Annotated in this window: 18 protein-coding genes and 1 other annotated feature; of the genes, 9 read left to right on the forward strand and 9 right to left on the reverse strand. The window is 56.4% G+C overall.

Going from position 1 to position 17,184, the window contains the following annotated elements; all coding sequences use genetic code 11:
- The first annotated feature begins 80 nt into the window (after positions 1 to 80).
- The 3 genes from KI236_RS03390 (at position 81) to asnA (ending at position 3,343) form a co-directional block, all read left to right on the forward strand.
- Positions 81 to 995 (forward strand): phosphate acyltransferase, encoded by a 915-nt coding sequence (locus tag KI236_RS03390; protein WP_212819332.1) that lies wholly within the window; start codon positions 81 to 83, stop codon positions 993 to 995.
- Positions 996 to 1,016: 21 nt separating this feature from the next.
- Positions 1,017 to 2,207: a pyridoxal phosphate-dependent aminotransferase gene (locus KI236_RS03395; RefSeq protein WP_212819333.1), complete on the forward strand. Its 1,191-nt coding sequence runs from the start codon at positions 1,017 to 1,019 to the stop codon at positions 2,205 to 2,207.
- Between the two features lie 125 nt (positions 2,208 to 2,332).
- Positions 2,333 to 3,343: an aspartate--ammonia ligase gene (asnA, locus tag KI236_RS03400; protein WP_212819335.1), complete on the forward strand. Its 1,011-nt coding sequence runs from the start codon at positions 2,333 to 2,335 to the stop codon at positions 3,341 to 3,343.
- 56 nt (positions 3,344 to 3,399) lie between these two features.
- Here the strand turns inward: asnA and sfsA are convergent, their stop codons facing one another.
- Positions 3,400 to 4,074, reverse strand: coding sequence for a DNA/RNA nuclease SfsA (gene sfsA / locus KI236_RS03405; protein ID WP_212819337.1), 675 nt, complete (start codon positions 4,072 to 4,074; stop codon positions 3,400 to 3,402).
- Between the two features lie 209 nt (positions 4,075 to 4,283).
- Here sfsA and KI236_RS03410 point away from each other — a divergent pair, with 209 nt between their 5' ends.
- Genes KI236_RS03410 through KI236_RS03425 form a run of 4 tightly spaced genes read left to right on the forward strand, consistent with a single transcriptional unit; the run spans position 4,284 to position 7,813 of the window.
- The gene (locus KI236_RS03410) at positions 4,284 to 4,553 is read left to right on the forward strand and encodes an OadG family protein (protein ID WP_212819339.1); all 270 of its coding nucleotides are present in this window, start codon (positions 4,284 to 4,286) and stop codon (positions 4,551 to 4,553) included.
- 17 nt (positions 4,554 to 4,570) lie between these two features.
- Complete coding sequence (locus KI236_RS03415; protein ID WP_212819341.1) at positions 4,571 to 4,921, forward strand: biotin/lipoyl-containing protein; 351 nt, start codon at positions 4,571 to 4,573, stop codon at positions 4,919 to 4,921.
- A gap of 15 nt (positions 4,922 to 4,936) precedes the next feature.
- Entirely contained in the window at positions 4,937 to 6,361 is a 1,425-nt protein-coding gene (locus KI236_RS03420) for a sodium ion-translocating decarboxylase subunit beta (RefSeq protein WP_212819343.1), read from the forward strand.
- Between the two features lie 15 nt (positions 6,362 to 6,376).
- On the forward strand, positions 6,377 to 7,813 hold the full coding sequence (locus KI236_RS03425) for an oxaloacetate decarboxylase subunit alpha (protein WP_212819345.1): 1,437 nt from the start codon (positions 6,377 to 6,379) through the stop codon (positions 7,811 to 7,813).
- 153 nt (positions 7,814 to 7,966) lie between these two features.
- Here KI236_RS03425 and KI236_RS03430 read toward each other — a convergent pair whose 3' ends face one another.
- The 6 genes from KI236_RS03430 to KI236_RS03455 all read right to left on the reverse strand — a co-directional run bounded on the left by KI236_RS03430 (position 7,967) and on the right by KI236_RS03455 (position 12,917).
- Entirely contained in the window at positions 7,967 to 8,191 is a 225-nt protein-coding gene (locus KI236_RS03430) for a hypothetical protein (RefSeq protein WP_212819347.1), read from the reverse strand.
- Between the two features lie 437 nt (positions 8,192 to 8,628).
- Entirely contained in the window at positions 8,629 to 8,970 is a 342-nt protein-coding gene (locus KI236_RS03435) for a histidine triad nucleotide-binding protein (RefSeq protein WP_212819349.1), read from the reverse strand.
- Between the two features lie 15 nt (positions 8,971 to 8,985).
- Positions 8,986 to 9,159 (reverse strand): DUF4250 domain-containing protein, encoded by a 174-nt coding sequence (locus KI236_RS03440; RefSeq protein WP_212819351.1) that lies wholly within the window; start codon positions 9,157 to 9,159, stop codon positions 8,986 to 8,988.
- A gap of 1 nt (position 9,160) precedes the next feature.
- A complete protein-coding gene (gene alaS / locus KI236_RS03445; RefSeq protein WP_212819353.1) occupies positions 9,161 to 11,800 on the reverse strand; it encodes an alanine--tRNA ligase in 2,640 nt (879 codons plus the stop codon).
- A 17-nt stretch (positions 11,801 to 11,817) separates the two neighbouring features.
- Entirely contained in the window at positions 11,818 to 12,462 is a 645-nt protein-coding gene (locus KI236_RS03450) for a CatA-like O-acetyltransferase (RefSeq protein WP_212819355.1), read from the reverse strand.
- Positions 12,463 to 12,499: 37 nt separating this feature from the next.
- Positions 12,500 to 12,703 (reverse strand) — a binding site (T-box leader).
- A gap of 40 nt (positions 12,704 to 12,743) precedes the next feature.
- Positions 12,744 to 12,917 carry a hypothetical protein gene (locus KI236_RS03455; RefSeq protein WP_212819357.1) on the reverse strand — a complete coding sequence of 58 codons (174 nt, stop codon included), beginning with the start codon at positions 12,915 to 12,917 and terminating at the stop codon, positions 12,744 to 12,746.
- Between the two features lie 133 nt (positions 12,918 to 13,050).
- On the opposite strand from KI236_RS03455, the gene nrdD reads away from it, so the two are divergent.
- Positions 13,051 to 15,249 (forward strand): anaerobic ribonucleoside-triphosphate reductase, encoded by a 2,199-nt coding sequence (gene nrdD / locus KI236_RS03460; RefSeq protein WP_212819359.1) that lies wholly within the window; start codon positions 13,051 to 13,053, stop codon positions 15,247 to 15,249.
- Positions 15,250 to 15,319: 70 nt separating this feature from the next.
- Entirely contained in the window at positions 15,320 to 15,853 is a 534-nt protein-coding gene (gene nrdG / locus KI236_RS03465; RefSeq protein WP_212819361.1) for an anaerobic ribonucleoside-triphosphate reductase activating protein, read from the forward strand.
- An 84-nt stretch (positions 15,854 to 15,937) separates the two neighbouring features.
- Here the strand turns inward: nrdG and KI236_RS03470 are convergent, their stop codons facing one another.
- Together KI236_RS03470 and KI236_RS03475 are read right to left on the reverse strand one after the other, a co-directional pair.
- Positions 15,938 to 16,504, reverse strand: coding sequence for a PduL/EutD family phosphate acyltransferase (locus KI236_RS03470; RefSeq protein ID WP_212819363.1), 567 nt, complete (start codon positions 16,502 to 16,504; stop codon positions 15,938 to 15,940).
- A 4-nt stretch (positions 16,505 to 16,508) separates the two neighbouring features.
- Entirely contained in the window at positions 16,509 to 17,072 is a 564-nt protein-coding gene (locus KI236_RS03475; RefSeq protein ID WP_212819365.1) for a hypothetical protein, read from the reverse strand.
- Positions 17,073 to 17,184 lie beyond the last annotated feature (112 nt).

Genomic DNA, 17,184 nt, shown 5'->3' on the forward strand with positions numbered 1-17,184 from the left:
TTTACCAAATCATTCGGTAAAATTTATTGACGCCGTCCCTGAAATACTATATAATCGCCTTGATAAGGAGGCTGATTTTCATGATTAACACCATTCAGGGCATCGTAGACGCCGCCAAAGGCGGTGCCAGCGGTGTCATCGCCGTAGCGGCTGCCCACGATGAGCCCGTCATTGAGGCCGTGGTCGCCGCCCGCCGGGAGGGCATTGCCACTCCCATTTTGGTGGGCCATGCTGACGAGATTCGCCGTATGCTCCGGGAGCAGCACGAGGATCCCGATGCCTATCAGATTGTTCCTGCCGACTCGGATACCGACTGCGCCGCACAGGCCGTGTCTCTCTGCGCCCAAGGCAAGGCTAACTTCCTGATGAAGGGCATCCTGGGCACAGCGGACCTGATGCGCGCCGTATTCAATAAGGAACAGGGCCTGCGTACCTCCCACCTAACCACCCACTGTATGTTCTATGAAATTCCCGCCCTGGGCAAGATGCTCATTCTCACTGACGGTGGCGTGAACACCTTCCCCGACCTGGAGAAAAAAGCGGAGATTCTGGAAAATGCCGCCGCTGTGCTTCAGGCCCTGGGCTATACTTCCATCAACGCCGCCTGCATCTGCGGGGCGGAGCAGGTGAATCCCAAGGTCCAGTCCACCGTGGATGCCGATGCCCTGACCAAAATGACGGACCGCTGGGCCAAGTACAATATGCAGGTCTGCGGCCCTGTGGCCTTGGACCTGGCCGTAAGCAAGGAGGCCTGCAAGCATAAGCACTTTACAGCCCCCGGCGCAGGCGATGCCGACATCCTCCTGGTTCCCAACTATGAGGTGGGCAACGGCATTGGCAAGGCCGCCTCTCTCTTCGGCGGTGCCAAGAACGCAGGTATCATCCTGGGTGCGAAGGTCCCCATCGTTCTGGTCTCCCGCAGCGACAGTGCTGAGTCCAAGCTGGCCTCCATCGCCGCCGGCAGTGTGCTGGCTCAGCGGATGCACCTGGCTTAATTTTGAAAAAGGAGAATTCGCATGGTCAATCAAACCTTTTATAACTTGGGCACAGCTCCCTCTGTGATCCGTCAACTCTTCGCCTACGGCCTGGAGCAGGCAAAGCTGGTGGGCCCCGAGAATGTTTTCGATTATTCCCTGGGAAACCCCAGTATTCCCGCACCGAAGAAGGTCAACGCATCCATCCACAAAATCGTGGACGAGACCGATTCCATCCATCTCCACGGCTACTCCATGGCCCCCGGCTTTGAGGAGCCCCGCCAGGCCATCGCCGACGATCTCTCCCATCGCTTCGGCCTGCCTGTAAAGGCCAGTGAACTCTTTCTCACCTGCGGTGCAGCTCCGGCCCTCATTTCCGTCATCAAGGCCCTGGTGGTGGACGGTGACAGCGAGATCATGGTTATCGCCCCGTTTTTCCCGGAGTACGCTCCCTTCATCGCCGCCAACGGCGGTAAGATGGTGATGGTCCCGGCGGACACCGAGGCTTTCCAGGTACATTTGGACCAGGTGGAGCAGCGCATCACCCCCCACACCCAGGCCATCATTGTCAACTCCCCGAATAATCCCTCCGGCGTGGTCTATACCGAGGAGACTCTCCGGGGTCTGGCCGCCCTCTTAGAGCGCAAGAGCAGTCAATACGGCCACCCCATCTACATCATCGCCGATGAGCCCTACCGTGAGCTGGTCTACGGTGGTGTAAAGGTGCCCTTTATCCCCAATCTATATAAAAATACCATTGTCTGCTATTCTTACTCCAAGTCTCTGTCCCTCCCCGGTGAGCGCATCGGCTATGTCTATGTTCCCTCCTTCGCCGAGGACAGCGCTGCCGTTTACGCCACCGTCTCCGGTGCCGCCCGGGCCATAGGCCATGTATGCCCGCCCACGCTGATGCAGAAGGTTGTGGGTCTGTGCGCCCGGGAGCAGCCCGACCTGCAGGCCTACGATGAAAATCGCACCCTGCTGTATAACAGCCTCCGGGAAATGGGTTACGAATGTGCCAAGCCCGACGGTGCCTTTTACCTGTTTGTCAAGGCTCCCGGCGGCGACGCCAATGCCTTCTCCGAAAAAGCCAAGCGGGAGCATAATCTCCTGGTGGTTCCGGCCGACGGCTTCGGCTGCCCGGGCTATTTCCGCCTGAGCTACTGCGTCTCCAATGATATGATTCGCCGCTCCCTCCCGGCCTTCCGGGCCATGATGAAGGCCTACTGTTAAAACGAATAGGAAAAAACTGCCCGCATTCTGCGATTTCGGCACGAATTTGGGCAGTTTTTTCTTGCTTTTCCCGGCGGTACATATTATAATTAATCAGTTATTTTTATAGAAAGGTGATAACCAACATGAGCAAAATCGTTATTCCCGAAGGGTACAAAACACCGCTGTCCGTGTATGAAATGCAGCGCGCCATCGAGTTCATCAAGAGCAATTTCCAGGTCAACCTCGGTCAGGCACTGAATCTGCGCCGAGTGTCCGCCCCTCTGTTCGTCGATGAGAATTCGGGTCTGAACGATAACCTCAATGGTGTAGAGCGCCCCGTCTCTTTCGATATTCCCGATGTGGGCACCACGGCCCAGGTGGTACATTCCCTGGCCAAGTGGAAGCGTCTGGCGCTGAAGAAATATGAGTTCAATGTGGGCAAGGGCCTGTTTACGGATATGAACGCCATCCGCCGTGACGAAGAGGTGGACAACACCCACTCCATCTATGTGGACCAGTGGGACTGGGAAAAGGTCATCTCCCGGGAGGACCGTACCGAGGGTTATCTACGCCAGACCGTACGCGCTATCGTAGGTGCCGTGTGTGAGACCAACGACGCCCTGCAGATCGCCTTCCCCAGCCTGCACACCAAGCTGGACCGGGAGGTTTATTTCGTCACCACCCAGGAGCTGGAGGACCGCTGGCCCGATAAGACTCCCAAGGAGCGGGAGGACGCCATTTGCCGGGAGCATCACACCGTTTTCCTCATGCAGATCGGCGACAATCTTAAGCGCTCCGGCAAGCCCCACGATGGCCGCGCTCCCGACTATGACGACTGGGCTCTGAATGGCGACATCCTCATGTGGAACGATGTGCTTCAGCGCAGCTTTGAGATTTCCTCCATGGGCATCCGCGTAGACGAGGACTCTATGCGCTATCAGCTGAAAAAGCGCGGCTGTGAGGAGCGCAGTGCGCTGCCCTTCCACAAGCTGCTGCTTAGCGGCCAGCTCCCCCTGACCATCGGCGGCGGCATCGGCCAAAGCCGCCTGTGTATGCTGATGATCGGCACCTGCCACATCGGCGAGGTCCAGGCCAGTCAGTGGGATAAGGACACGGTAGACGCCTGCCAAAAAGCCGGCATTCTGCTGCTGTAATACTCTGTTAATTGTTGAGCGAGACGATGATTCTATCGTCTCGCTCATTTTTTATTCTATAAAATCACCGGTATCTCCCGATCTATCTCCATTTCCTCCGGTGTAACCCGGCAGCAAAAAGCCCGCACCTGCACTCCCGCCTTCGCCGCCTGGCGCAGAGCCTGGCCAAAAGCCGGATGCGTCTCGTCGTTGGGTGCAAAATCCAGCACATCCCCCATCTGCACCACGAAAAACACCGTCGCCCGGTATCCCTGCTCCACTGCCCGTATCAGTGTGTGCAAGTGCCGCACCCCCCGCTCCGTAGGCGCATCGGGAAAATACACATGTCCGCCGCTCTCCAATGTCACGCCCTTCACCTCTACATAGTGCTTTCCCCGCTCTGTCTCCAGCAAAAAATCCAGCCTGCTATCCTCAAAAAACACCTCCGGCCGCACGCTCACGATCCCCGGCTCCAGATTTCTCGCCCACTCGCCAAAGGCCCGATTGGGCGCCTGCGCATCCATGTTCACCAGCCGCTCGCCCTTCTGCACAGCGATGAGGTCCCAGGCCGTTTTCCGTTTGGCCCCTCTCCCCTTTTCCAACCAAACCTGCCCACCGGGTCGCAGAAGCTCCCGGCACCGGCCGGTGTTTTTCACATGGCAGACTACCTCCTGCCCCTGCAAAAGCACATGCGCAATAAATCGATTCGGCCGAGTCAAAAACACCGCCGACTGTACTTCTTCGTATCGCATTGGGAAAAAAACCTCCGTATTATTTGCATCTAATAGGGTCACTATAACATAAGATTCTTTAAAAGAAAAGACTTTGTTATTTTTCCAGCAATATCTAAAATTTTTTTAGCTATTCTGTTGAATTTTTAGTCTGTTTCTTTGCAGCTATTGAATTTGCACAAAATTTTTGCTACAATGGTCTCAAATTTCGATGTAGGAGGAAATTGCCCATGGACTATTCCAATCTTTTCGTATGCTTAATGGGCATCGGTACGGTGTTTGTCGGCCTGGTCTGCATCATTCTGCTGGTAACACTGATGAGCTATGTCTGCCGCAAATCCGACGCCAAGTCTGTCGCCCCGGCCCCCGTGGCCGTTCCGGCCGATGCGCCTAAGCCCGCCATCCGGCCGGAGCTGATTGCCGCTGTCTCCGCCGCTATCGCCGAGGATATGGGCACCGACATTTCAGCCATCCGTATTATCTCTATGAAACAAATCTGATTTGGAGGATATTATAAATGAAAAAGTACAGAGTGAATGTAAACGGCACCGTCTACGAAGTTGAGCTGGAGGAGATCACCGGCTCCACCGCGCCCATAGCAGCCCCCGCTGTCGCTCCCGCCCCTGCCGCGCCCGTTTCCTCTGCCCCCGCCGGCGGTGAGCAGATCACTTCCCCCATGCCCGGCAACATCCTCAGCGTGAATATCTCTGCCGGCGATACCGTGAAAAAGGGTCAGGTCCTGATGATCCTGGAGGCTATGAAAATGGAAAATGAGATCATGTCTCCCTGCGACGGCAAGGTAGTTTCCGTCAGCGTTTCCAAGGGCGCTGCCGTGGAGTCCGGAACGCTGCTGTGCGTCATCGGTTAAGCGGAGGTCCGCTGTATGGAAGCTATTGCCAATTTCCTCACCAGTACCGGATTTTTCCAATTTACCCAGGGAGATAACTGGAAATGCCTGGTTATGATTTGCATTTCCTGCGTTCTCCTGTTCTTTGGCATCAAAAAGAAATATGAGCCGCTGCTGCTGGTGCCCATTGCCATCGGGATGCTGGTGACCAATCTGCCCGGTTCGGGTATGTTCCACGAGATCCTCTTTGCCGGCGGCCATGTCCACTGGGATATTTTTCAGGGCGAGCCCATCACGGCCAGTTTCCTGTCCGAGATGCTGAGCAGCGGTGTTTCCGCCGATGTGCTGCAGCCCTATGTGGACTCCCTCTGGACCGCCGCTCAGAGCCTCTTTAATGCTGACACTTTGAGCCAGGCCGCCACTCAAATCGCCGCCTCTACCGGCGACGCGGTGACCTCCCTCTCCGTCCAGGTCCAGACCCTGGTGGCAGCGGAGCAGTTCGCCGCCGCCAGCGGTGTAACGCTCAGCAGCGTTACTGTCTCCGTGGGCCTCATTGATGTCCTGTACCTGGGCATCAAGCTGGGCATCTATCCCTGTCTCATCTTCATGGGCGTGGGTGCCATGACTGACTTCGGCCCCCTGATCGCCAATCCCAAGAGCCTGCTGCTGGGCGCAGCCGCGCAGCTGGGCATCTTCATCACCTTCATCGGCTGCCGTCTCCTGGGCTTCACCGGTGCGGAGGCCTCCTCTGTTGGCATCATCGGCGGTGCCGACGGCCCCACAGCTATCTTCGTCACCGCCATGCTGGCCCCGGCTCTACTGGGCCCCATCGCCGTGTCAGCCTATTCCTACATGGCCCTGGTCCCGGTGATCCAGCCCCCCATCATGAAGGCTCTGACCACGGAAAAAGAGCGGCAGATCGTTATGAAACCCCTGCGCCAGGTAAGCAAAAAGGAGAAGATTTTCTTCCCGGTAGTGGTCACCGTGTTTGTTGCGCTGCTGGTCCCCTCTGCCGCTCCCCTGATTGCCTGCCTGATGCTGGGCAATCTGGCTAAGGAGTGCGGCGTGCTGGACCGCCTCAGCAAGACCATGCAGAATGAGCTGATGAACATCGTCACCATTTTCCTGGGCATCTCTGTCGGCGCCACCGCCACCGCCGCCACCTTCCTCAGTCCTAAGACCCTGGGCATCCTGGGCATGGGCGTTGTGGCCTTCGCCTTCGGCACCGCAGGCGGCGTGCTGCTGGCTAAGTTTATGAACCTGTTCCTGAAGGAAAAGATCAACCCCCTTATCGGCTCCGCCGGTGTTTCCGCCGTCCCCATGGCCGCCCGTGTCTCCCAGAAGGTGGGCCAGCAGTATAACCCCGGCAACTTCCTCTTGATGCACGCCATGGGCCCCAATGTGGCCGGTGTCATCGGCTCGGCCATCGCTGCCGGCGTGCTGATCTCCCTGTACGGTTAAAGGAGGTAAATCACTATGGAATTTTTATCCAATAAGCCCCTGCTGATCACCGATACCATCCTCCGGGATGCCCATCAGTCCCAGGCGGCCACCCGCATGACCATTGAGGATATGCTGCCCGCCCTGGAGGTGCTGGATTCCATCGGCTATTACTCCCTGGAGTGCTGGGGCGGCGCCACCTTCGATGCGTGTATGCGTTTTCTCAACGAGGATCCCTGGCAGCGCCTGCGCACCCTAAAAAAGGGTCTGCCCCACACCAAGCTGCAAATGCTCTTCCGGGGCCAGAATATCCTGGGCTACAAGCACTATGCCGACGATGTGGTAGATGCCTTCTGTCGCAAATCCATTGAAAACGGCATCGACATCATCCGTATTTTCGACGCTCTGAACGATGTGCGCAACCTGGAGCAGGCCATAAAGTCCACAAAAAAATATGGCGGCCAGGTGGAGGCCACCCTGTCCTACACCATCTCCCCCATTCACAACGAGGCCTATTTCGTAAAGCTGGCCAAGGAGCTGGAGCAGATGGGCGCTGATGCCATCTGCATCAAGGATATGGCGAACCTTCTCCTGCCCATGGACGCCTATTCCCTGGTCAAGGCTCTGAAGGAAACCGTTTCCGTCCCCATCCACCTCCATACCCACAATACCTCCGGCACCGGCGATATGACGCTGCTGATGGCGGCCTACGCAGGCGTAGACATCGTGGATACGGCCCTCTCCCCCTTGGCTAACGGCACCAGCCAGCCCGCCACCGAGTCTTTGGTAGCCACGCTGAAGGGCACTGTCCGTGATACGGGCCTGGACCTGGGCAAGATGAGCGAAGCCGCTGTCCATTTCCGTAAGGTGGCCCAGCGTCTCCAGGATGCAGGTATCCTGGACCCCAAGGTCCTGCGGGTGGACACCAATACGCTGCTGTATCAGGTGCCCGGCGGTATGCTTTCCAACTTGATCTCCCAGCTGAAGCAGGCGGGCAAGGAGGATAAATATTACGATGTGCTGGCGGAAATTCCCCGGGTCCGTAAGGACTTCGGCTACCCGCCCCTGGTGACGCCCTCCTCCCAAATCGTGGGCACCCAGGCCGTTATGAATATCATCATGGGCGAGCGCTATAAGGTTTTCCCCAAGGAATCCAAGGCCATGCTTCGTGGCGAATACGGCAAGCTGCCCGGCCAGGTCAATGAAGAGGTCAGGGCTAAGGCAGGCATTGCCCCCGAGGATGTCATCACCTGCCGCCCGGCGGACCTACTGGAGCCGGAGCTGGAGAAATACAAAGAGGAGTACAAGGACATTGCCAAGAGCGAGGAGGATGTCCTGTCTCTGGCCCTCTTCCCTCAGGTGGCGCCCAAGTTCATCGCCAACCGCGATAAGCCCGCCGCCCCGGCCGCTCCCGCAGTCGTCCCCACAGACCCCAGCACCCCCCGGGAGCTGTATGTGGAGTATAAATTCTAAATCTCACTTCTTTCCAATTTTTCATCTTTCACCCCCCCAATAGCCCAAAGCCGACTTGAATTTTCAAGTCGGCTTTGGGCTTATATAAATAAAGAAACAGGAGCAAGGCACCGCCGCGCCCTGCTCCTGCTAATCGTTATATTTGAAATTCGCTTATACTTTTTTCCTAAAAATCCAGGGAAGCGCGCCGACTACAAGTGCAGCCACAGCCGACACCGCCGCTTTGAACCCGACCATGTGGGTAATGCATGCAATGAAATATTCTCTCGGCTCTGCGTCCAACTTAAGTCTCATTCCGGGGATCAAAAAACAAACGATCAGATATGTACCAATAAACACAACTAAAAACAACACAGCGGATAAAATCATTCTTTTCATATGATCACACTCCGTTTCCAAGTTTTCGTTTGATACGGACACTAAAAATACGGAATCTTCCAGTACATATATCGTACAGCATTTCCCCGTTTTTTGCAAGGGACAGCCGCATTTATACTGTAAACAGGCTGTAAATAATCCCCTAAAATTGCGTTCTCCGCACCATCAATCAACGCACCCGTAGGGGGCGGCGTCCCCGACGCCCCGCTTCCACGCACCATCATGTCATCCGTAGGAGCGGGGTTCTACCCCGCCCGGTCTTGCACCATGCATCTTGTCTCTATGTAGGGGTGGATGCCTCTGTCCGCCCGGTCTTGCACCGTACCATCAATCAACGCTTTCGTAGGGGCCGATGCCTACATCGGCCCGCCCCACCGCACCCCCACAAGAAAAGAGGACGGCCCGCAAGCCGTCCTCTTTCTATTCTCATCCACTTTTTAGCCCGGAGGCCAGGTCATATCCCGGCCGGACAGCACATGGAAGTGCAGATGATGCACGCTCTGGCCGGCCTGTTCACCAATGTTGGACACCACCCGGTAGCTCTCCAGTCCCAGCTCCTTGGTCACCTTGGCGATGACCTCAAAGATGTGGGCCACCACAGCGCTGTTATCTCCGCTGACCTCCGCCACGGAGCCGATGTGGCTCTTGGGAATCACCAGGAAATGGGTGGGCGCCTGGGGTGCAATGTCATAAAAGGCATAGCACAGGTCGTCCTCATACACTTTGTTGGACGGGATCTCCCCCGCCGCAATAGCGCAGAAAAGGCAATCGTTCTTCATAGGGTCTGCTCCTTTCTATTTAAATTGATTCGTTTTTTCGTTATACGCATAGCCCAGAGCCTTCAGCCGACGCTCCAGATCTTCCCGGCTCACATCCAGGGCACCGCATAACTCGTCCAGGTCGCTAAACTCATCCCGCAGCTTCATATTCACGAAGCTCAGCAGCATCACAGGGTCATTCGGTATCATCTCAGCCCAGCTTTTCCGACACAAAGTCATCTACCGCCGCCAGAGCATCGTCTACCTTCAGCGGGTCGTTGCCGCCGCCCATAGCGCTGTCGGGCTTACCGCCGCCCTTGCCGCCGCAGATGCCGGACACCATCTTCACCAGGTCTCCGGCCTTTACACCCTTCGCCACGGCCTCCTTACCACACACCGCCAGGAAGGTGATCTTCTCTCCGGAGATGCTGGCCAGCACGCCTACCACCGCAGGGTCTTTATCCCGCAGGAAGTCGCCCATCTTGCGCAGAGCATTGGCATCCAAGCCCTCTCGGGTAGCGGTAAGCACATGCAGGCCCTTCACCGTTTTAGCCGCCGCCAGGAACTGCTTGGCCTCCCCTAAGGACGCCTCCGCCTTGAATTTATCTACCGCCTGACGCAGCTGCTTCATCTCGCCGGCCTGCTGCTCCATGCGTTCCAGCAGTCCCGCAGGGGCGGTCTTGAGGAACTGGGCCGCCTTGGACAGCACGCTGTGGCTCTTTTCCATACTCTCCAGGCTCAGCCGCCCGCAGGTGGCCTCCATACGCCGCACACCGGAGGCAACGCTGCTCTCGGATTTGATGCGGAAGGGCCCTGCCTTGGCGGTGTTATCCAGGTGCGTGCCTCCGCAGAACTCCATGGAAAAGTCGCCCATCTCCACTACGCGCACGGTCTCGCCGTACTTCTCGCCGAACATAGCCACCGCGCCCTTTTTCTTCGCCTCCTCAATGGGTAACACCTCCGTTACCACGGGATAGCCCTCCAAAATGGCGTCGTTGACCATCCACTCTACCTGGCTCAGCTGCTCCGGCGTAATGGCCTCAAAATGGGTAAAGTCAAAGCGGAGTCGGTCCGGCTCCACCAAGGAGCCCGCCTGATGCACATGGTCGCCCAGCACTTTTTTAAGCGCCGCATCCAGCAGATGAGTGGTGGTGTGGGCCCGGCAGATGGCCTTGCGCCGCTGGCAGTCAATGGAAGCCTCCACGCTGTCGCCTACTGCCAGCTCACCCTCGGCCAGATGTCCATAGTGCATGAACTTTCCGCCCTTATTCTTTTGCACATCCGTAACTGTAAAGGTCATTCCCTTCGCAGTAATAACGCCGTGGTCTGCCACCTGGCCGCCCATTTCTGCGTAGAACGGAGACTGATCCAGCACCACAATGCCATCGCTTCCGGCCTCTATCCGGCCGCACAGCTCATCCTCACGCACCAGGGCCACCACCGTAGCCTCGCAGCTTGTCCGGTCATAGCCCACGAACTCCGTAGACGGCACATCCTTACCGAATTCCACACCGGCCCAGCCCAGATCGCCCAAAGCCTTCCGAGCCTCCCGGGCCCGCTCCTTCTGCTCCTGCATCAGTCGGCGGAAGGCATCCTCGTCCACCGTCAGCCCCTCGTCCGCAGCCATCTCGGCCGTCAGATCAATGGGGAAGCCAAAGGTATCATACAGCTTAAAAGCGTCTGCACCGGAGAATACCGTCTCCCCCTTGGCTTGGTGCTCGGCCAGCATCTCTGCAAAGATGCGCATACCGCCGTCGATGGTCCGGGCAAAGCTCTCCTCCTCGGTGCGGATGACCTTGGTGATATAGGTCTGCTTCTCCCGCAGATCACCGTACTGGCACTCGTTTTCATGGACCACCGTGTCCACGATCCGATACAGGAACGGCTCATTCACGCCCAAAAGCTTTCCGTGCCGGGCCGCCCGCCGCAGCAGCCGCCGCAGCACATAGCCCCGTCCCTCATTGGAGGGCAGGATGCCGTCACAGATCATAAAGGTAGCTGCCCGGATATGGTCTGTGATGACCCGAAGTGACACATCCCGCTTCTGGCTTTGGCCATAGAATGCCCCGGTAAGCTGGGAAACCTTGTTGGTAATGTTCATCACCGTATCCACATCAAACAGGGAGTCCACATCCTGGCACACCACTGCCAGCCGCTCCAGACCCATGCCGGTGTCGATATTCTTCTGCTTCAGCTCCGTGTAGTTGTTGTGTCCGTCGTTATCGAACTGAGAGAACACATTGTTCCAGATCTCGATATACCGGTCGCAGTCGCAGCCCACGGTACACCCGGGCTTACCGCAGCCGTATTTCTCCCCCCGGTCGTAGTAGATTTCCGAGCAGGGACCGCAGGGACCGGAACCATGCTCCCAGAAGTTATCCTCCTTGCCGAAGCGGAAGATTCTTTCCTTGGGAATACCGACCTCCTGATTCCAGATGTCAAAGGCCTCGTCGTCGCTCTCATATACGGAGGGATACAGCCGATCCTCCTCCAGCCCTACCACCTTGGTCAGAAACTCCCAGCTCCAGGCAATGGCCTCGTGCTTGAAGTAGTCGCCGAAGGAGAAGTTGCCCAGCATCTCAAAATAGGTGCCGTGCCGGGCTGTGTGGCCCACATTGTCGATGTCGCCGGTGCGAATGCACTTCTGGCAGGTGCAGACCCGGTGCCGGGGCGGCTCCTCCTCCCCCTTGAACCAGGGCTTCATGGGTGTCATACCGGCGTTAATGAGCAGGATAGACTTGTCGTTTTGGGGCACCAGCGAAAAGCTGGGCAGGCGCAGATGGCCCTTGCTCTCAAAGTAGCTCAGGAACATTTCCCGCAGCTCATTGAGGCCATGATAGGGATGACTCATAGTTTTTTGCTCCTTTATTATGAATTTTTAATTTGCTTAACAATTTCAGCGAGTTCTTGGTCCAAATTTTCATAAAACCGGGCTATGTGCAGTCCGTCCGCCAAAGCGTGATTCACGAAGATCGTCACCGGCATCGTTACCCGTCCGTTCATCTCCGTGAATTTCCCCCAGGAAAACCGCGGATTCGTATCCTCCGGCCCGGTCACAGGGTGCTTGAGCTGGGTGTAAGCCAGCCAGGGCACGCAGGAGACAAAGAAGTTGCTCAGCGGATCGCCGCTTTCTGCCAGCCCCTCCCCCTTCAGTGCCTCCGCCTGCCGCCGCTTGCCGTCGGCCAAAAAATCCTCATAGGGTAAAAGCCCGCTGTCTACCAGGCAGTATACATACACACCGCTGTCCTTCATGGCCGTGTAGGAGGGACAGCATCGGTCAAATTCCACCACCTGCCCGTCCAGCAGCCGCCGCCGCAGCTCCGGCACGGCGTTGGCCGCCCGGGTCAGGGCATAAAGGAAGCTGAGAAAAAAGGGTCTGCCGTCCAGGGCGGCGTGAAACTCCGTAATGTCCACCTCCACGGTAATGCCCGCCCAGGGGTCTGCCATAGCTCGGAAGTAGGCAAACTGTCCGCTGCGGGGGTCCTCCTCCATATTCACGATTCGATATGCCACTTGACCACCTCATAAAAAATAAAAACTCCGCCCCACACATAGGGGCGAAGTTAAACTCCACGGTACCACCCTAATTCGGCAGAAAGCTCTGCCCTCTTAGCCATCCTGTAACGGGGATGCACCGTCCGGCTCCTCACCGGCCGCTCCGAAGTGGCACACAAACGCCTGCATCCAACGGGCTTTCACCTACCCCCGTCTCGCTTCGGACCGGCTATTTGCTTTACTTCCTCTCAGCATTTTTTCTTATTTTATCACAAATTCCCCGCTTGTCAATACATTCTCTACCCTCTCTCCCCATTTTCTTCCTTGCCTTTTTCCATCTGATTCCCTCCGCTATATAAATCGGCCCCCCCTATGGCAGCACTCTTTTTCCGTTCCACCTTTTTCATACTATATTTTGTGTCTGATCCAGGCATATAATTACCACATTTTTTGCCTTTTGTTTGTTCCTCCAAAATTCACCTCTTAAATTTGGCACAGATTCTCCCCATATTTTGTGCATTGCACCCTTGCAAACCCACAATATATAGTGTACGATAAGTACACGCACAGAATATATATGCCCGGAGGGCAGAGGAGGATATAGAAATGAAGATCATCAAGCGCAACGGTTCCGAGGTGGCCTTCGACATCACGAAGATCATCGTTGCCATCACCAAGGCCAACGACTCCGTGGAGGAAGTGGACCGCATGACCCCCGTGCAGATCCAGCGCATTGCCGAGTCCGTGGAACTCCAGTGCCAGAAGATCGGCCGCGCCCCCACTGTGGAGGAAATCCAGGACATGGTGGAGCATTACATCATGGCCCACGGTGCCTTTGAGGTGGCCAAGCATTACATCACCTATCGCTATACCCGCTCCCTGGTACGCAAGTCCAACACAACCGACGACAAGATTCTCTCCCTCATCGAGTGCAATAACGAGGAGGCCAAGCAGGAGAATTCCAATAAAAACCCCGTTGTTAACTCCACCCAGCGGGACTACATGGCCGGTGAGGTCAGCCGCGACCTCAGCGAGCGCATTCTGCTGCCCCCGGAGATTGTCGAGGCCCATCGGGAGGGCATCATCCACTTCCACGACAGCGATTATTACGCCCAGCATATGCACAACTGCGACCTGGTGAATCTGGATGATATGCTGCAAAACGGCACTGTCATCACCGGTACCCTCATTGAGCGGCCCCACAGCTTTGCCACCGCCTGTAACATTGCCACCCAGATCGTGGCTCAGGTGGCCAGCAACCAGTACGGCGGCCAGTCCATCAGCCTCACCCATCTGGCTCCCTTTGTAGAGGTCAGCCGTCAGAAGATTCGCAAGATCGTCCAAGGGGAGATGGCTTCCATCGGTGTGGATCCCGGCGAGGAGAAGATCAGCGAGCTGGTAGAGACCCGTCTGCGGGAGGAGATCCGCCGCGGCGTTCAGACCATCCAGTACCAGGTGGTGACTCTCCTGACCACCAACGGCCAGGCCCCCTTCATCACCGTTTTCATGTATTTGAATGAGGCCCGCAATGAGCGGGAAAAGAAAGACCTGGCTATGATTATCGAGGAGATGCTCCTCCAGCGCTACCAGGGCGTGAAAAACGAAAAGGGCATCTGGGTCACGCCTGCCTTCCCCAAGCTTATTTACACTTTGGAGGAGGATAACATTCACGAGGACTCCCCCTACTGGTATCTCACAGAGCTGGCCGCCAAGTGTACCGCCCGCCGCATGGTGCCCGACTATATTTCCGAGAAGAAGATGAAGGAGCTCAAGGGCGATGTTTACACCTGCATGGGCTGCCGCTCCTTCCTGACCCCCGACCGCTTCACCGACGCCGGAGTGGGCAATATCGCCAATGCCGGTAACTATGAGCCCGGCAAGCACAAGTACTACGGCCGCTTTAACCAGGGCGTGGTCACCATCAACCTGCCGGATGTGGCCCTGTCCTCCGGCGGCAATATCGAGAAGTTCTGGAAAATTTTTGATGAGCGCCTGGAGCTGTGCCACCGCGCCCTCCGCTGCCGTCACGACCGGCTGAGGGGCACCACCTCTGATGCCGCCCCCATCCTCTGGCAGTACGGCGCCCTGGCAAGGCTAAAGAAGGGCGAGGTCATCGACAAGCTCCTTTACGGCGGCTACTCCACTATCTCCCTGGGCTACGCAGGTCTGTATGAATGCGTGAAATACATGACCGGCAAGAGCCACACGGACCCCGCCGCCACTCCTTTCGCCCTGTCCATTATGAAAAAGATGAACGAAAAATGCCTGGAGTGGAAGACCGCCGAAAATATCGACTATTCCCTCTACGGCACGCCCCTGGAGTCCACCACCTATAAGTTTGCCAAGTGCCTGCAAAAGCGCTTCGGCGTCATTGAGGGCATCACCGACAAGGGCTATATCACCAATAGCTACCATGTCCATGTCACCGAGCCCATCGACGCCTTTACCAAGCTGGAGTTCGAGGCCCAGTTCCAGCACCTGTCCCCCGGCGGCGCCATCAGCTATGTGGAGGTCCCGGATATGCAGAACAATATTCCCGCCGTGCTGGAGGTAATGAAGTTCATCTATGACCACATCATCTACGCCGAGCTGAACACCAAGAGCGACTACTGCCAGGTCTGCGGCTGGGACGGCGAGATCGAAGTGGTGGAGGAGGACGGCAAGCTCATCTGGAAGTGTCCCCAGTGCGGCAACACCGACCAGGACAAGATGAATGTGGCCCGCCGTACCTGCGGCTACATCGGCACCCAGTTCTGGAATCAAGGCCGCACCCAGGAGATCAAGGATCGGGTCCTGCATCTGTAATTCTCCCCTGTAAAAATCGGCGGGGCAGGCGCAGCCTGCCCCGCCTTCACAGAAATGAGGTTGAGAAACCATGTACTATGGTGAACTGAAAAAATGCGACATAGCCAACGGCGAGGGTGTCCGGGTCTCCCTGTTCGTCTCCGGCTGCCGCAACCGCTGCCGGGACTGCTTTCAGCCGGAGACCTGGGACTTTTGCTTCGGCCAGCCCTTTACCCAAGAGACGGCCCGGGAAATTTACGTCGAGCTGGAAAAGCCCTATATATCCGGGCTGACCCTCCTGGGCGGCGATCCTTTGGAACCGGAGAACCAGCGGGCCCTGCTCCCGCTACTGCACCGGGTCCGAAAAAGCTACCCCCAAAAAAGCATCTGGTGCTTCACCGGATATACACTGAAAGATCCCCAAACCTTCACCAAAATTCACCCCAATTGTGAGGTTACCGAGGACTTTCTCTCCTGCATAGATATTCTCATAGACGGGCCCTTTATCCCGGAGGAGAAGGATATTTCACTCCAATTTCGTGGCAGCCGTAACCAGCGTATTATCGACATGGACCGCAGCCGCCAGGCGGGAAAAATCGTTCTCTGGGATAAGCTCCGCAAATAAATGAAACATGATAAAAGGGCATCTTCATTACGGAAGATGCCCTTTATCTGTATTGCTATTGATTTTATTGATCTTCTCAGCAAATCAGCCGCGGAAGATCTCGCCCTCGGTGGGGGAACCGGCAGCCTGTGCCTCGTCGGTATCGATGTGCATGGTGGTAGCGCCGTCCTTGTTCACACGAACCACTACATCATCGAAGATCAGCTTGCGGCCCTCGCCGCCGCAGGCCACGCGAATAATCTCGCCGTTCTTAATGCCCATCTTTTCCGCATCGCTCTCCAGCACATGCAGGTGACGCTTGGCGATAATGACGCCCTCCTTCAGCTCCACCTCACCGGCAGGCCCAATGAGCTTGCAGGCGCCGGAGCCTTCCACATGGCCGCTCTCGCGGACAGGGGCATCAATGCCCAGAGCCCGGGCATCGGAGCCGGAGACCTCCACCTGGTCGGCCTTACGCACAGGGCCCAGGATAGAGACATTGGCCATTTCCTTCTTGGGACCCACCAGGGTGACCCGCTCATTGCAGGCAAACTGGCCGGGATAAGACAGGTCCTTGCGCTTGGTAAGCTGATAACCGGCACCAAACAGCTTCTCTACAGTTTCCTGCGTCAGATGAATGTGACGGGCAGATGTTTCAACCATGAATTTCATTTTGTTATTCCTCCTGTTTTGTATGATCTTCCGTTTTCGGTGCATCCGAAACGGTCAAATCCTCTTTATCGGTCGTCAGACGAATCTCCTCCACTGCATCAATGAAGAAGTACTGCCGGTGATTGGCATTGATAATACCGGTTGCGGCCAGCAGCTGTCCCTTTTTCCAGTTTTGCAGCTGCTCCGGGCGCACATGGATCATCAGTCCAAAGCCCGTGTCGATGTCGCCATTTTCATCCAAGCCGCAGTACGGGAAACGGACGATGACCTTTCTGCCGGCGTATTTTGACCGCTGTCCGTGGACATACTCCGCCTTCACCTGCTCAAAGGTCATCGGATAGATCTCGCCATCCGGCATATGGAAAAACAGCGCTCCGTATAACCGCCCCAAGCACTTGCGCCGGTTTCCGCTTCTGGCCACGACCAAGGCACAGATAATCAGCAGAAAAATCAATCCGAGGGATGCTTGCTTCATAAAAATAGACACAATGCACAGAATAAAGCCTGCCACCAGCAGAATCTGGTTCATCATGTCCTGTCTTTTCCAAATGCTTATGATCCTCTTCATAAAAAACTCCTTTTCAGAACTTTTTTTATGATACCACTTTCCCATCCATTATGCAAGGGTATAAAAGAAATGCTTGCAATTTTACGGAGAGCTGGTATAATTATTACAGATA

The organism is Vescimonas fastidiosa (assembly GCF_018326305.1).
GTDB lineage: Bacteria > Bacillota > Clostridia > Oscillospirales > Oscillospiraceae > Vescimonas > Vescimonas fastidiosa.

Excerpts from the sequence above, each read along its gene's own strand:
- KI236_RS03390 (WP_212819332.1), top strand. The coding sequence starts at position 81 with ATGATTAACACCATTCAGGGCATCGTAGACGCCGCCAAAGGCGGTGCC.
- KI236_RS03395 (WP_212819333.1), top strand. The coding sequence starts at position 1,017 with ATGGTCAATCAAACCTTTTATAACTTGGGCACAGCTCCCTCTGTGATC.
- asnA (WP_212819335.1), top strand. The coding sequence starts at position 2,333 with ATGAGCAAAATCGTTATTCCCGAAGGGTACAAAACACCGCTGTCCGTG.
- sfsA (WP_212819337.1), bottom strand. The coding sequence starts at position 4,074 with ATGCGATACGAAGAAGTACAGTCGGCGGTGTTTTTGACTCGGCCGAAT.
- KI236_RS03410 (WP_212819339.1), top strand. The coding sequence starts at position 4,284 with ATGGACTATTCCAATCTTTTCGTATGCTTAATGGGCATCGGTACGGTG.
- KI236_RS03415 (WP_212819341.1), top strand. The coding sequence starts at position 4,571 with ATGAAAAAGTACAGAGTGAATGTAAACGGCACCGTCTACGAAGTTGAG.
- KI236_RS03420 (WP_212819343.1), top strand. The coding sequence starts at position 4,937 with ATGGAAGCTATTGCCAATTTCCTCACCAGTACCGGATTTTTCCAATTT.
- KI236_RS03425 (WP_212819345.1), top strand. The coding sequence starts at position 6,377 with ATGGAATTTTTATCCAATAAGCCCCTGCTGATCACCGATACCATCCTC.
- KI236_RS03430 (WP_212819347.1), bottom strand. The coding sequence starts at position 8,191 with ATGAAAAGAATGATTTTATCCGCTGTGTTGTTTTTAGTTGTGTTTATT.
- KI236_RS03435 (WP_212819349.1), bottom strand. The coding sequence starts at position 8,970 with ATGAAGAACGATTGCCTTTTCTGCGCTATTGCGGCGGGGGAGATCCCG.
- KI236_RS03440 (WP_212819351.1), bottom strand. The coding sequence starts at position 9,159 with ATGATACCGAATGACCCTGTGATGCTGCTGAGCTTCGTGAATATGAAG.
- alaS (WP_212819353.1), bottom strand. The coding sequence starts at position 11,800 with ATGAGTCATCCCTATCATGGCCTCAATGAGCTGCGGGAAATGTTCCTG.
- nrdD (WP_212819359.1), top strand. The coding sequence starts at position 13,051 with ATGAAGATCATCAAGCGCAACGGTTCCGAGGTGGCCTTCGACATCACG.
- nrdG (WP_212819361.1), top strand. The coding sequence starts at position 15,320 with ATGTACTATGGTGAACTGAAAAAATGCGACATAGCCAACGGCGAGGGT.
- KI236_RS03470 (WP_212819363.1), bottom strand. The coding sequence starts at position 16,504 with ATGAAATTCATGGTTGAAACATCTGCCCGTCACATTCATCTGACGCAG.
- KI236_RS03475 (WP_212819365.1), bottom strand. The coding sequence starts at position 17,072 with ATGAAGAGGATCATAAGCATTTGGAAAAGACAGGACATGATGAACCAG.